This is a genomic window from Enterobacter sp. T1-1, assembly GCF_000710795.1.
Lineage (GTDB): Bacteria > Pseudomonadota > Gammaproteobacteria > Enterobacterales > Enterobacteriaceae > Enterobacter > Enterobacter cloacae.
In genome coordinates this window covers 26,777-41,085 of the sequence record NZ_JALW01000069.1, presented here as the reverse complement: position 1 = coordinate 41,085, position 14,309 = coordinate 26,777, and the positions used below count along the sequence as shown (strand labels likewise).

The 14,309-nt window shown below is 53.7% G+C and carries 15 protein-coding genes; 7 read left to right on the top strand and 8 right to left on the bottom strand.

All coding sequences use genetic code 11. The features are described from left to right. Positions 1-149 precede the first annotated feature (149 nt). Positions 150-512: a protein YacL gene (gene yacL / locus AK59_RS0120240; RefSeq protein ID WP_029883647.1), complete on the top strand. Its 363-nt coding sequence runs from the start codon at positions 150-152 to the stop codon at positions 510-512. Between the two features lie 31 nt (positions 513-543). Here the strand turns inward: yacL and speD are convergent, their stop codons facing one another. From speD to AK59_RS0120225, 3 genes are all read right to left on the bottom strand, one after another. Beyond that, positions 544-1,338, bottom strand: coding sequence for an adenosylmethionine decarboxylase (gene speD / locus AK59_RS0120235; RefSeq protein WP_013095609.1), 795 nt, complete (start codon positions 1,336-1,338; stop codon positions 544-546). Further along, on the bottom strand, positions 1,339-2,208 hold the full coding sequence (gene speE / locus AK59_RS0120230) for a polyamine aminopropyltransferase (RefSeq protein WP_013095610.1): 870 nt from the start codon (positions 2,206-2,208) through the stop codon (positions 1,339-1,341). It abuts the gene before it with no gap. A 114-nt stretch (positions 2,209-2,322) separates the two neighbouring features. Next, positions 2,323-2,670, bottom strand: a complete 348-nt coding sequence (locus AK59_RS0120225; protein ID WP_014830675.1) for a YacC family pilotin-like protein — start codon at positions 2,668-2,670, stop codon at positions 2,323-2,325. A 145-nt stretch (positions 2,671-2,815) separates the two neighbouring features. Between AK59_RS0120225 and cueO the strand changes: the two genes are divergently transcribed. Continuing rightward, positions 2,816-4,375 carry a multicopper oxidase CueO gene (cueO, locus tag AK59_RS0120220; RefSeq protein ID WP_029883646.1) on the top strand — a complete coding sequence of 520 codons (1,560 nt, stop codon included), beginning with the start codon at positions 2,816-2,818 and terminating at the stop codon, positions 4,373-4,375. 132 nt (positions 4,376-4,507) lie between these two features. Here the strand turns inward: cueO and AK59_RS0120215 are convergent, their stop codons facing one another. Next, positions 4,508-6,898, bottom strand: a complete 2,391-nt coding sequence (locus AK59_RS0120215) for a glucose/quinate/shikimate family membrane-bound PQQ-dependent dehydrogenase (protein WP_029883645.1) — start codon at positions 6,896-6,898, stop codon at positions 4,508-4,510. A gap of 208 nt (positions 6,899-7,106) precedes the next feature. Here AK59_RS0120215 and hpt point away from each other — a divergent pair, with 208 nt between their 5' ends. After that, a complete protein-coding gene (gene hpt, locus AK59_RS0120210; RefSeq protein ID WP_013095614.1) occupies positions 7,107-7,643 on the top strand; it encodes a hypoxanthine phosphoribosyltransferase in 537 nt (178 codons plus the stop codon). Positions 7,644-7,702: 59 nt separating this feature from the next. Here the strand turns inward: hpt and can are convergent, their stop codons facing one another. Beyond that, positions 7,703-8,365 (bottom strand): carbonate dehydratase, encoded by a 663-nt coding sequence (gene can / locus AK59_RS0120205; protein ID WP_013095615.1) that lies wholly within the window; start codon positions 8,363-8,365, stop codon positions 7,703-7,705. Positions 8,366-8,472: 107 nt separating this feature from the next. On the opposite strand from can, the gene AK59_RS0120200 reads away from it, so the two are divergent. The 4 genes from AK59_RS0120200 (at position 8,473) to AK59_RS0120185 (ending at position 12,022) form a co-directional block, all read left to right on the top strand. Next, entirely contained in the window at positions 8,473-9,399 is a 927-nt protein-coding gene (locus tag AK59_RS0120200) for an ABC transporter ATP-binding protein (RefSeq protein WP_029883644.1), read from the top strand. Continuing rightward, positions 9,396-10,166 (top strand): ABC transporter permease, encoded by a 771-nt coding sequence (locus AK59_RS0120195; protein ID WP_013095617.1) that lies wholly within the window; start codon positions 9,396-9,398, stop codon positions 10,164-10,166. The genes AK59_RS0120200 and AK59_RS0120195 overlap by 4 nt, the downstream gene beginning before the upstream one ends. 104 nt (positions 10,167-10,270) lie before the next feature. Then, positions 10,271-10,711, top strand: coding sequence for a PTS sugar transporter subunit IIA (locus AK59_RS0120190; protein ID WP_029883643.1), 441 nt, complete (start codon positions 10,271-10,273; stop codon positions 10,709-10,711). 63 nt (positions 10,712-10,774) lie between these two features. Next, positions 10,775-12,022 carry a polysaccharide deacetylase family protein gene (locus tag AK59_RS0120185; protein ID WP_029883642.1) on the top strand — a complete coding sequence of 416 codons (1,248 nt, stop codon included), beginning with the start codon at positions 10,775-10,777 and terminating at the stop codon, positions 12,020-12,022. A 1-nt stretch (position 12,023) separates the two neighbouring features. Here the strand turns inward: AK59_RS0120185 and AK59_RS0120180 are convergent, their stop codons facing one another. From AK59_RS0120180 to AK59_RS0120170, 3 genes are read right to left on the bottom strand one after another with little or no spacing between them, the layout of a single operon-like run. Further along, complete coding sequence (locus AK59_RS0120180; RefSeq protein WP_029883641.1) at positions 12,024-13,097, bottom strand: fimbrial protein StkG; 1,074 nt, start codon at positions 13,095-13,097, stop codon at positions 12,024-12,026. Between the two features lie 24 nt (positions 13,098-13,121). Continuing rightward, positions 13,122-13,727, bottom strand: coding sequence for a fimbrial-like protein (locus AK59_RS0120175; RefSeq protein ID WP_013095621.1), 606 nt, complete (start codon positions 13,725-13,727; stop codon positions 13,122-13,124). 29 nt (positions 13,728-13,756) lie between these two features. Then, the gene (locus AK59_RS0120170; protein ID WP_029883640.1) at positions 13,757-14,299 is read right to left on the bottom strand and encodes a fimbrial protein; all 543 of its coding nucleotides are present in this window, start codon (positions 14,297-14,299) and stop codon (positions 13,757-13,759) included. Between the last annotated feature and the right edge of the window lie 10 nt (positions 14,300-14,309).

Below are 14,309 nucleotides of genomic sequence, written 5' to 3'. Positions count from 1 at the left end.
CCCTCTCCCGTGGGAGAGGGCCGGGGTGAGGGCATCAGGCCGCAGGGCCTTGCTCTCACCTTTTTATTTTCATTCCTCCCACCTCACACGCTTTTTTTCTTCCTCTCTGCTGCGATAATTACCGTAATGGCTTTGCAGAGGAAAACACTATGGATTACGAATTTCTGCGCGACATCACCGGGGGGGTGAAAGTGCGTATGTCGATGGGCCACGAAGCCGTTGGACACTGGTTTAACGAAGAGGTGAAAGAAAATCTTGCGCTTCTTGATGAAGTTGAACAGGCGGCGAATGCGATAAAAGGCAGTGAACGCTCCTGGCAACGTGCGGGTCATGAATACACGCTGTGGATGGATGGCGAAGAGGTGATGGTGCGGGCCAATCAGCTGGAATTCTCGGGCGACGAGATGGAAGAGGGGATGAGCTATTACGACGAAGAGAGCCTGTCGCTGTGTGGCGTGGAGGACTTTCTGCAGGTCGTGGCGGCGTACCGGGAGTTTATGAAACAGAAATAGCACACAGGAGCGTCCTTGCTCCGTGCGAGTCTTACACGGCCGGAATATTGCGGCCGTAGTAGATTTCGCGCATCTCTTTCCAGAGCAGGTCGGTAATGACCTTACGCTCTTCTTCGCTTAAATCTTCTGGCTTTGTGTGGAACATGTAGTGCTTAAGGTCAAACTCCTTAAGCAGCATCTTGGTGTGGAAGATGTTCTCCTGGTACACGTTCACGTCCATCATGTCGTACAGCGATTTCATGTCCTCGGACATAAAGTTCTGAATGGAGTTGATCTCGTGATCGATAAAGTGCTTCATGCCGTTGATATCGCGCGTAAAACCACGCACACGATAATCAATGGTGACGATATCGGATTCCAACTGGTGAATTAAATAGTTCAGCGCGTTTAGTGGGGAGATCACGCCGCAGGTGGATACTTCGATATCGGCGCGGAACGTGCACAGGCCGCCTTCCGGGTGGCTCTCCGGATAGGTGTGCACGCAGATATGGCTTTTATCGAGGTGGGCGACAACCACTTCAGGCAGCGGGCCCGGGTGTTCGGTTTTGTCGATAAGCTTAGGATCGACCGGCTCTTCGCTGACCAGTATGGTCACGCTGGCGCCCTGAGGTTCATAATCCTGGCGGGCGATGTTCAGAATATTTGCGCCGATAATAGAGCAGGTTTCCGACAGGATCTCGGTCAGTCGGTTGGCGTTGTAGAGTTCATCGATATAGGCGATGTAGCCATCGCGCTCTTCCGCTGTTTTGGCGTAGCAGATATCGTAAATACAAAAACTCAGGCTTTTGGTCAGGTTGTTAAAGCCATGCAGTTTAAGCTTTTTCAATTAGTTCACCCCCTGGGAGGACAGTGCATCTTGCAGGTACTGCGGCAAGGCGAAGGCTGCGGTATGGACCGCCGGATTGTAGTAACGGCACTGGAGACCTGCCTGATGGAAGCGCGCCTGGATAATCTCCGTGGAGAGATGACGCAGGACGTCGTTATCCGTCGCCCAGGCAAAGGTCATGATCCCGCCGTAGTAGGTCGGAATGGCAGCCTGATAGAAGCTAACATCGCCAAAATAGGTGCTCAGTTTGCGGTGGCTGTCGAGCGCTTCATCCTGCTGCAGGAAGCAGACGCCATTTTGCGCCACGAAGATACCGCCAGGGTTCAGACAACGCTTGCAACCCTCGTAGAACGATGAGGTAAACAGCGAGGCGCCCGGGCCGATAGGGTCGGTACAGTCGGAGATAATGACGTCAAACGTCTGAGTCGTCTGGTTGACGAAGTTCACGCCATCGTCAATCACCAGCTTAAAGCGCGGATCGTCGTAGCTACCCGCGTTATGGTTAGGCAGGTACTGACGACAGAATGAGACCACGCCCGCGTCGATCTCTACCATGGTGATGGTTTCAATGGACTGGTGGCGGGAGACTTCGCGCAGCATCGCCCCGTCGCCGCCGCCGATAATCAGCACGTGCTTCGCGTGGCCATGGGCCAGCAGCGGGACGTGGGTCATCATCTCATGATAGATAAACTCATCTCGCTCGGTGGTTTGCACCACGCCGTCCAGCGCCATTACGCGGCCAAAAGCGGCATTCTCGAAGATGATCAGATCCTGATGATCGGTTTTCTCATGATATAGCACGTTATCAACGGCAAAGTACTGACCAAACTGGTCATGCAGTGTTTCATGCCACAACGTGTGGTCGGCCATACGCGGACTCCTCTTCGTTAACATCCGTTACACTCACGAAAAATGAGCGAAACATGATAGCTAACTATAACCGTGGTTGCACGGTTCCAGGCGAAACAAGAGGCGTCGGGAAGGTTATTTCACGTAGGCGAGCAGGCTAAGCGAATCGCGGGCCAGCGCTTTGCATTTTTTTGCCGTTGGGATGCCAATACCGCTTAAATCACGGTAACTGTCTTCACCGAGCGCTTTCATGTCGAAGCTGTCGTAGTTGCTGAGGTCCCATTGGTTCTGCTGGGCAAAAAAGACCAGTGCGCGACGAATTTGCCCGTTGGGTAAATTCTGGTAGCCACAATCATTTTTCAGGAATACAAAAACCGCCGTCAGATCGGCCATATCTTCCGCTTCATTTTCACTGAGCGCATAGCTGTTGGCACACATTGCCATCAGGCTGGTGAACAAAATTGTCCTGAAAAACGTCTTCATTGCTTCTACCACTGCATCACGGAAAATCAACGTTAGCATATTTGGTGCCAGTGCGACGATCTTTATTATTGCCGCGTTACTTGACCTTCCGGTAAGGGGAGGGTTTATGCTCAAAAGATCGTCTGCACGAAATAAGGAAATGAATATGCAACGTCGTGAATTTCTAAAATATTCCGTTGCGTTGGGGGTTGCCAGCGCATTACCACTGTGGAGTCGTGCGGTTCTGGCGGCTGACAGACCTGCCTTACCCATTCCTGATTTATTGACCGCCGATGCCCGTGGCCGTATCCAGCTGGTGGTTCAGTCCGGTAAAACGGCGTTTGGTAAAAATAACGCCACCACCTGGGGCTATAACGGCAATGTGCTTGGCCCGGCGTTGCAGTTGCGCAGAGGAAAAGCCGTCACCGTTGATATTCACAACACGCTGGCAGAAGAGACGACGCTGCACTGGCACGGGCTGGAAGTGCCGGGCGAGGTCGACGGCGGCCCGCAAGGGATTATAAAAGCGGGCGGGAAGCGTACCGTGACCTTTACCCCCGAGCAGCGGGCGGCGACCTGCTGGTTCCACCCGCATCAGCATGGTAAAACGGGCCATCAGGTGGCCATGGGGCTGGCAGGCCTGGTGCTGATTGAAGATGACGAAAGTCGCCTGCTGCGTCTGCCCAAACAGTGGGGTATCGACGATGTGCCGGTCATTGTGCAGGACAAAAAATTCTCCACAGACGGTCAGATTGATTATCAGCTGGATGTGATGACCGCGGCGGTAGGCTGGTTTGGCGATACGCTGCTGACCAATGGCGCGATCTACCCCCAGCACGCTGCACCAAAAGGCTGGCTGCGGTTACGTCTGCTCAACGGATGCAACGCGCGCTCGCTGAACTTTGCCACCAGCGATAATCGTCCGTTGTACGTCGTGGCGAGCGACGGAGGACTGCTGCCTGAGCCGGTCAAAGTGAATGAACTCCCTGTGCTGATGGGCGAGCGCTTTGAGGTGCTGGTGGACATCAGCGACGGTAAGTCATTTGACCTGGTGACGCTCCCGGTCAGCCAGATGGGGATGGCCGTTGCGCCATTCGATAAGCCACACCCGGTTTTACGTATTCAGCCGCTGCAGATCACCGCCTCCGGTACGCTGCCGGACACCTTAACCACGCTGCCGGCGCTTCCATCGCTTGCTGGGCTTACGCAACGTAAGCTGCAGCTCTCCATGGATCCGATGCTCGACATGATGGGCATGCAGGCGCTGATGAAAAAGTATGGCGATCAGGCGATGGCGGGGATGCACCACGGGCAGATGATGGGCCATATGAACATGGATCACGGCAAGATGGGCGGTATGAATCACGGCGGTCACGGGTTTGATTTCCACAATGCCAATATGATCAACGGCAAAGCGTTCGATATGAACACGCCAATGTTTGCTGCTACAAAAGGGCAGTTTGAGCGCTGGGTGATTTCAGGCGAAGGCGACATGATGCTGCATCCGTTCCATATTCACGGCACCCAGTTCCGTATTCTTTCAGAGAACGGCAAAACGCCGGATGCGCATCGCGCGGGCTGGAAAGATACAGTGAGAGTGGAAGGCGGCGTCAGCGAGGTGCTGGTGAAGTTTGACCACGAGGCGCCGAAGGAGTTTGCCTATATGGCGCACTGTCATCTGCTGGAACACGAAGATACGGGGATGATGCTTGGTTTTACCGTATAAAAAAGCCGGGTGGCGGCTTCGCCTTACCCGGCCTACATTTCGCAGGTGCGGCCTGATGCCCTCACCCTGACCCTCTCCCGGTGGGAGAGGGAACAAACATAAAAAACGGCAACCGAGGTTGCCGTTTTGCATTTATTTTGCGTCATCCGGCAACGCATACGCGACAATATAGTCGCCCATCTTCGTGCCAAACGAACCGTGACCGCCCGCAGAGATGACAACGTACTGCTTGCCATTCACTTCATAGGTCATCGGCGTTGCCTGCCCACCGGCTGGCAGACGGCCTTGCCACAGTTTCTCACCGTTGGTCATGTTGTACGCGCGCAGGTAGTTATCTGCGGTTGCCGCGATGAACAGCACGTTACCGGCGGTGGAAATTGGGCCACCCAGCATTGGCATACCCATGTTGAACGGCACTGGAACCGGCATCGGGAACGGCATGCTGTCCTGCGGGGTACCAATACGTTTTTTCCACACGATCTGGTTGGTTTTCAGATCCAGACCGGAGATATATCCCCAGGCAGGCTGTTTACACGGCAGACCAAACGGAGACAGGAACGGATTCAGGGTCACGCCAAACGGTACGCCATACTGCGGCTGAATACCGGCTTCGGTACCGCTGCCTTTCGCGTCTTTCGGCTGCTCCATCGGGTTACCCGGACCACGTGGGATCAGTTTAGAGACAAACGGCAGCGCCATCGGGTTGGCGATCGCTACCTGGCGGTTAGGGTCAACGGAGATCCCGCCCCATTCGAACATCCCAAGGTTACCCGGGAAGACCAGCGTGCCCTGCTCAGAAGGCGGGGTAAAGATGCCTTCATAGCGTAGCTGATGGAACATTACGCGGCACACCAGCTGGTCAAACATGGTGGCACCCCACATGTCTGCGCCGCTGAGGTCTTTCTTCGGACGGAAGCTCAGTTCGGAGAACGGCTGCGTTTTAGTGACGTAATCGCCTTTTGCCGCACCCTGAGGAACCGGTTTTTCCGGTGCAGGCACAACCAGCTCGCCGTTACGACGGTCCAGTACGAAGATGTTACCGGTTTTCGCCGGAGCATAAATCACCGGAACGGTTTTGCCGTTAACGGTAATATCCGCCAGCGTTGGCTGGGACGGCATATCCATATCCCACAGATCGTGGTGTACGGTCTGGTAGCTCCACGCCAGTTTACCGGTGGTCGCGTTCAGCGCCAGAATGGAGCTGGCATAACGTTCCTGCTCAGGGGTACGGTTACCGCCCCAGATATCAGGCGTGGTCACGCCCATTGGCAGGTAGACCAGATCCAGCTTCGCATCATACGCAGCCGGTGCCCAGGAGTTTGGCGAGTTGAAGGTAAAGGTGTGTTCATCAGACGGGATCGCGTTAGGATCTTTCGCGCCCGGATCGAAGGCCCACAGCAGTTTACCGGTATTCACGTCGAAACCACGGATAACGCCAGAGGTTTCGCGGGTGGAGAAGTTATCCGTCACCGAACCAGCAATCACGATGGTTTTATCGGTGATGATTGGCGGTGAGGTGGGTTCATACAGACCCGGCGTGGTGTCCGGCATGTTGGTCTGCAGGTTCAGGATACCTTTGTTGGCGAAGGTTTCGCACAACTTGCCCGTTTCGGCGTTAATCGCGAACATGCGGCCATCGTTCACCGGCAGCATAATGCGGCGAGGACAGTCGGCAATGACGTCCGGGCTGGCATTATCCGCACGCGCTTCGTGGTAAGAGACACCGCGGCAGGTGATGTGCTGGAACGACGGGTTGGAGTTCAGCTGCGGATCGAAGTGCCATTTCTCTTTACCGGTGGCCGCGTCGAGCGCGAACAGTCGCTGGTGCGCCGTACACAGATAAAGCATGTTGCCCACTTTAATTGGCGTCACTTCGTTGGTCAGTTCACCCGGATCGTTTGGCATCTTCAGATCGCCGGTACGGAATACCCAGGCTTCTTTCAGGTTTTTCACGTTGTCCGCGTTGATCTGCTTCAGCGGGGAGTAGCGCTGACCTTCCTGGTTACGGCCATACGCTGGCCAGTCGCCGTCAGCCACCTGCGAGATAGCCGCCGCAGGGGTGGATTCTGCATTCAGCGTACCGTTGATCTCCTGCGGGTCGTTAAAGCCGGCCCAGGTCAGGATACCGCCACTGATTAGCAGAGCGACAAGCAGCGCTGCAACGGCACCGCTGGAAGGCACAATCAGGCGACGCCAGACGAACGGCAGGATCAGCCAGATACCGAAGAAGACCAGAATGTCGCTGCGTGGCGTCAGTGCCCAGAAGTCGAACCCGACTTCCCAGACGCCCCAGATCATGGTTGCGAGGAGTAATGCCGCATAAAGCCACAGTGCGGATTGTTTTCTACGCCAGAGCAGAACAGTTACGCCAAGCATAACCAGGCCCGCAATGGGGTAGTACCAGGAGCCGCCAATTGCGACCAGCCAGACGCCACCGATTAACAGGTACAGGCCGCAGAAGGCGGCGAATAACGCTGTTAGTGTCACCAGTAGACGCGGCTGTTTAGAGTTTGTTTCAGCCATAGAAAGTGTACTCGTCAGTTTTTGTTAATAATTTGCTAGCAACTAATTATAGGTATTAACAAGTGTGATCGGAATCACAATATTTGCTTTTTATAACTCATACGCCAGGCTTAGCCATTTGCTGATATAATGGCTGGCTTGCGTATCGATGCCGGAATAACATTCATCCGCATTGAGAGATTTTCATTAAAATCATATGGTTAGTAATATGAAACATACTGTTGAAGTGATGATCCCGGAAGCCGAGATCAAAGCGCGTATCGCCGAACTGGGTCGTCAAATCACCGAACATTACAAGGACAGCGGCAGCGAAATGGTGCTGGTTGGTCTGTTGCGTGGCTCTTTCATGTTCATGGCAGACCTGTGCCGTGAAGTGCAGGTGTCACATGAGGTCGATTTTATGACCGCCTCCAGCTACGGCAGCGGCATGTCCACAACCCGTGATGTGAAAATCCTGAAAGATCTGGATGAAGATATTCGTGGCAAAGATGTGTTGATCGTCGAAGACATCATCGACTCCGGTAACACGCTTTCTAAAGTGCGCGAGATCCTGAGCCTGCGTGAGCCGAAATCCCTGGCCATCTGTACTCTGCTGGATAAACCAGACCGCCGTGAAGTGCAGGTACCGGTGGAGTTTGTTGGTTTCTCTATTCCGGACGAGTTCGTCGTCGGTTACGGTATTGACTACGCGCAGCGTTATCGCCATCTGCCGTATGTTGGGAAGGTTGTGCTTCTGGACGAGTAGTGCGGCCTGGTGACCTCACCCCAGCCCTCTCCCACAGGGAGAGGGCGAAAATCCCCGCTTTATTTATGGTTCACATGCTTAAGCTTGAGGTTGGCAATGCCCGAACGGTAACGCTGCTCCAGCGTTTCGCGGTTGGTGGCGGTCACTTCCAGATTGCGCAGCAGGCCGTCGTGAATGCCGTACGCCCAGCCGTGGATAGAGACCTTCTGCCCGCGCTTCCACGCTGACTGCATGATCGTTGAATGACCCAGGTTATATACCTGCTCCATCACGTTCAGTTCACACAGCGTGTCCATCCGGCGCTCCTGCGGCATTTCACCCAGCAGTGAGCTATGTTTGAACCAGATATCGCGGATGTGTAGCAGCCAGTTATCGATGAGCCCCAGTTCCGGGTTTTCCACAGCGGCCTGCACGCCGCCGCAGCCGTAGTGACCGCAAATAATGATGTGCTCGACCTCCAGGACGTCTACGGCGTACTGAACGACAGACAGGCAGTTGAGATCGGTATGAATCACCAGGTTGGCAACGTTACGGTGAACAAACAGTTCGCCGGGCTCAAGGCCCGTCAGTCGCTCAGCCGGAACACGGCTGTCGGAACATCCAATCCAGAGAAAGCGTGGATTCTGCGCTTGCGCGAGCTTTCCAAAAAAACCGGGGTCTTCCTCCACCAGCATTTTTGACCATAGTGCATTGTTGCTGATGAGTGTATCTATGTTGTTCATGGAGGTTAGCGACCTGTAACCAAGTGATTGCGTTGCGCTACTATAGGGTAACCCGACTTTTAATGAAACCACACAACGTGTGTCAGAACCTAAGGTAAGTTTAATTCATGGCGATTGCACTGGAGCTTGAGCAGCTTAAAAAAACCTATCCGGGCGGCGTTCAGGCGCTACGCGGGATAGATCTCAAAGTAGAAGCGGGGGATTTCTATGCGCTTCTGGGGCCGAACGGCGCGGGGAAATCGACGACCATCGGCATTATCAGCTCGCTGGTCAATAAGACCTCTGGCCGGGTCTGCGTGTTTGGCTACGATCTGCAAAAAGATGTGGTCAACGCCAAACGTCAGCTCGGTCTGGTACCGCAGGAGTTCAACTTCAACCCGTTTGAGACGGTGCAGCAGATCGTCGTCAACCAGGCGGGCTACTATGGCGTTGAGCGAAAAGAAGCGTTAGCTCGCAGCGAAAAGTACCTGAAGCAGCTTGATCTATGGGAAAAACGTAAGGAACGTGCGCGTATGCTGTCTGGCGGCATGAAGCGCCGTCTGATGATTGCCCGTGCGCTGATGCATGAGCCAAAACTGTTGATCCTCGACGAGCCCACCGCCGGGGTAGATATTGAGCTTCGTCGCTCAATGTGGGGGTTCCTGAAAGATCTCAACGACAAAGGCACCACCATTATTTTGACGACGCACTACCTTGAAGAAGCGGAAATGCTGTGCCGCAACATCGGCATCATTCAGAACGGCGAGCTGGTGGAAAACACCTCAATGAAGGATCTGCTCTCGAAGCTCAAATCAGAAACGTTCATTCTGGATCTGGCGGCAAAAAGCGCGCTGCCGAAGCTTGAAGGGTACCAGTATCGCCTGGTCGACACCTCCACGCTGGAGGTGGAAGTATTGCGGGAGCAGGGCATTAACAGCGTCTTCTCCCAGCTGAGTGCCCAGGGCATTCAGGTTTTAAGTATGCGTAACAAAGCGAACCGACTGGAAGAGCTGTTTGTCTCTCTGGTGCAGGATAAACAAGGAGACAAGGCATGACGCATCTTTATTGGGTCGCGCTGAAAAGCATCTGGGCGAAAGAGATTAACCGCTTTATGCGCATCTGGGTACAAACCCTGGTGCCGCCGGTGATCACCATGACGCTCTATTTCATCATCTTCGGTAATCTGATTGGTTCCCGCATTGGTGAGATGCATGGCTTTACCTATATGCAGTTTATCGTTCCGGGTTTGATCATGATGGCGGTGATCACCAACGCCTATGCCAACGTGGCTTCGTCTTTCTTTAGCGCTAAGTTCCAGCGCAACATTGAGGAGCTGCTGGTGGCACCGGTGCCAACGCATGTGATCATCGCGGGTTACGTTGGCGGTGGTGTGGCGCGCGGCCTGTGCGTCGGGATCCTGGTGACGGCTATCTCCTTGTTCTTCGTGCCGTTCCAGGTGCACTCCTGGCTGTTCGTGGGGCTGACGCTGCTGTTGACGGCGATCCTGTTTTCGCTTGCCGGTCTGCTGAACGCGGTGTTTGCCAAAACGTTTGACGATATCAGCCTGATCCCGACCTTTGTGCTGACGCCGCTGACCTATCTGGGTGGGGTGTTTTATTCCCTGACGCTGCTGCCGCCGTTCTGGCAGGCGTTGTCGCACCTGAACCCGATTGTCTACATGATCAGCGGTTTCCGCTTCGGCTTCCTCGGCATTACTGACGTACCGCTGTTCACTACCGTTGCGGTGCTGGTGGTATTTATCGTCGCCTTCTACCTGCTGTGCTGGTACTTAATCCAGCGCGGACGCGGACTGCGCAGCTAACCTTCCGCCCGGTGACTTTCTGGTTGCCGGGCCTTTTCTTTGACTGTTATCACCGTAAGCTAATCTTCACTTCGCTAAACTACTCGCCTGCTAAGGAGAGAGTTATGCTGGGATGGGTCATTACCTGCCACGATGAACAGGCGCAGGAGATGTTGATAAAGCTTGAAGCCAGGTTTGGTCCACTGGCGCAGTGTCGTGCGGTGAATTACTGGCAAGGGCTGAGCACCAACATGCTGAGCCGGATGATGTGTGATGCCCTGCATGAAACCGACACTGGCGAAGGCGTTATCTTTCTCACCGATAAATCTGGCGCTGCGCCGTATCGCGCGGCTGCTCTGTTGAGCCACAAACACGACTGCTGCGAAGTGATCTCCGGTATTGATCTTCCCCTGCTTGAGTTAATGTATCCACGGCGTGAATTATTAAGCAGCGCAGAGTTTCGCGATGCCATCGTGGCGCAGGGTAAGCCGGGCGTCAGCAGCCTGTGGCATCAGCAGCAGAAAAATCCCCCCTTCGTTCTTCTTCACGACCTGTATAAGAATTAAACATTGGTATTGATGGTGCATTTGTTACAATGGCACCAGTTTATTCGTACCGATATCACATACATGTTCACGCGTATTTTGTTCCTGTGCCTGCTGGTTCTCTCTGGAGGGGCATCAGCCAGTTTATTAAGTCAGCAAGGTCTTCCAGCCCAGTACATGCAAACCACTGAAGATGCGGCTATCTGGGCGCAGGTGGGAAACGAGGTCGTTAACGTCGGCCATGTCAGAGCCGGACAGATCCTTGCCGTTGTGCCTACCGCTGCGGATTATTACGAGTTTCGCTTCGGCTTCGGGACGGGATTTATCGATAAAGGCCATCTGGAGCAGGTGCAGGGAAAGCAGCGCGTTGAGGACAGCCTTGGCGATCTTAATAAGCCGCTCAGTAATCAAAACCTGATCACCTGGAAAGACACGCCGGTGTACAACGCGCCGTCCAGCGGCAGTGCGCCATTCGGTACGCTGAGCGCCAATCTGCGGTATCCGGTTTTAAGTAAACTCAAAGACCGCTTAAACCAGACGTGGTACCAAATCCGTATCGGCAACCGACTGGCATGGATCAGCAGCCTGGACGCGCAGGAAGATAATGGCCTCCCGGTGCTGACCTACCATCATATTCTGCGTGATGAAGAGAACACGCGCTTCCGGCATACCTCTACCACCACCAGCGTGCGCGCGTTCAATAACCAGATGGCCTGGCTGCGTGACCAGGGGTATACCACCCTGACGATGTATCAGCTGGAAGGGTATGTACGTAACAAACTGAACCTGCCGGCCAAATCGGTAGTGATCACGTTTGATGACGGACTGAAATCCGTAAGCCGCTATGCTTACCCGATTCTGAAAGAGTACGGGTTTAACGCCACGGCGTTTATCATCTCATCCCGCATTAAGCGACATCCGCAAAAGTGGGATCCGAAATCACTTCAATTTATGAGCGTTCAGGAGTTGAAGGGCATCCAGGACGTGTTTGACATTCAGTCCCACACGCACTTCCTGCACCGCGTGGATGGTAACAAGCATCCGATTCTACTGAGCCGCAGCTACCACGTGATTTTGTTTGATTTCGAACGCTCGCGCCGGGCGCTGGCGCAGTTTAACCCGCGCGTGCTGTATCTCTCTTATCCGTTTGGTGGCTATGACAATAAAGCCATAAAAGCCGCGAATGACGCCGGTTTTCACCTCGCAGTGACAACGGTAAAAGGGAAGGTCAAGCCGGGGGATAATCCGTTCTTACTGAAACGCCTGTACATCTTAAGAACGGATTCGCTGGAGACTATGTCGCGGCTGATCAGCAACCAGCCGCAGGGGTAAGCTACTCGTAGGTGAACTGCAGGGTGCCGATGGCGCTGAACGTGCCAGAGGTGACTTTTTCTGTACCAGACTTAACTAACCGGGCCGTAAGTAACAAGCTGAATAGGGCAAGGGTAGTGTTCTCTTGTGCGGTAAAGCTGCTAGTTGAATTAGGCACTATCTGCCTGTTGTTCGGCCACTTCAGTAACACGCCCACGCCTTTTGCCGCGTTCGACGGTGCGGTGTTGGCAAGTAATGAGCCATCAGTTCCGGTTGTTTTACTGGTGGTCAACTTCACGGTGACTTTACGGGTGTTGGTGCAATTCCCTGTCACCCCAAAATCGGCGTTTATGGTTTTATCGTTCTCGATATCGGATACACCATAATCCCCCAGGTCAACGGTTTTAGGAGCCGTAAGGGTGCAGGTCGGTATTTCTATAGGGGTTTTAAATGCCATGTCGGCGATGCTGATGGTTGTGCCTGGATGGTCATCATTAGGCGCATAGGGATCGCCGATACCAAAGTCTCCGATAGTCCCTCCGACAGGGCCAACGGAGACCACCTCTGCGGGAACCCCGGCAAAGCTGGGAAGCTGATAAAACTCGACCGCGGCCTCCCAGGTTTGGTATCGCAATAATTCATCTTGATCTTCCATATGCAACGTCAGATACCAGGTTGTGCTGGGGGCAAAATAGGCCGTAACTCCCGTACCTTTTGTGCGAAACGCCAGTGCATAAGCAATGCCGGTCACATTGGTTTTGAATAAGGCTTTTCCGTCAATGCTGCCAACCTGCAGGTTAGCCCGTGTTGCGGTGAAGATGTTTTCTCCATCATCTCCACCTGAGCATATGCTCATTAACCGGGGGGTTAGGCTTAAGGGATAGAGTGAGCTGATTTTTGTAGGAGTGGTGACGGCATCAACGGCTCTCAGCGTTGGTTTTCCGCCTGTGAAATCGCCAACCGAACGTGGCTTAGCCCTACCAACCTGGCACTCCTCGGCTGCATGGGCGTAAAAGGCGCTCATGGTTAAGCACATAAATAAAATAATAAAACCGTAAAAACGTGGGGAAACAGTTATCCCAGGACGCTGTGCCATAGTTATTCCTTTTAGCGTTGCCTGTTAGCGATATGTCACGCTGACTAATGCGCGCGCGGTCACTTTTCCTGCGCTGACCGGGCCGTAATTTTGATAGCGGGCGTAAAAGTTATACGCTTTCAAATAGCTTTGTTGGTCTGATGGGGTCGCTATTTTGACCTCCACATCAGACTGCCCCTCGCTGTCGAGGACATTTTGATTATTGGATTCAGAAAAAATAACAATCCCCACGTTTTCAGCGCCGCCAGCAAGGGCGGATGTTTCATTACTGAATATCTGTTTTGAAATCCCATCAATTTGGGCAGACTGCGGTTTAAAGGTAAAGTGCAGCGCTTGCCCGGATCCCGATTCATCCCCGCTGCAGTCCACAACCTGAATCATAAAGCGTGTTCCTCCCGCGGGGTCTGCTGGTTGAAGTCGATCGGTGCCCTCCGCGGTGTAAAACCACGGTTTCCCCACCGTTGGCAGCGTTACGTTTCCACTTTCTGGAATACTGACCTGGCACGTATTGTTGATAATGTTTGCCGTCATATCCATTTCCAGGCTGGAGGCAAAACCCGCTGCGGGAAACCCCATGCAGAGGGCCAGCCATGACATCGCATTTCTTAAGATTAAGCGGGACTGGCACATCCTGTTTAAGCTACCTGTCTGAATAAACATTATTGATAGGTCACGGTAAACGTCACGGGCGCATTGACCGAACCTGTCGTCACGTCCGAAATTGTTTTACCTTTTGCAATGACGATGCGCGCATCCATCTCAAAATTCCCCGTCCCGTTAGACAGGTTGATGACAGACGTCGGGACAGTGGCGCAGTTCAATATGGAGCCTGAGTCGACAGAGCCTTTCCAGATTTCAAAACCGACGTTATGCCCGGCTGCATACGCGTTACCGGTACACGACCCGCCTGCACCCGGCATGGCCTGAATGGCGGCGTTTTTTACCCCGGCACAGTTCGTGAAGGCGATTTTGAAGGCTTCTCGTCGGCTCTGGCTCACCAGGTCAGACTTAAACACATCGCCAAACGGCAAAATGTCAATCGGGGCTCCGCTGGCGTTTTGAATCTCCGCGTTACAGGTCCCGGCCTCAATGGTGGATGTAAACGTTGCCTGCACGCTCGTCGTCCCTGTAATCGCACTTAACGCAACGGAAGGCAGGGTGGCAGTCATTGCAAGCACCAGTAATGTCATTTTCATTTTCATATCAACGCTC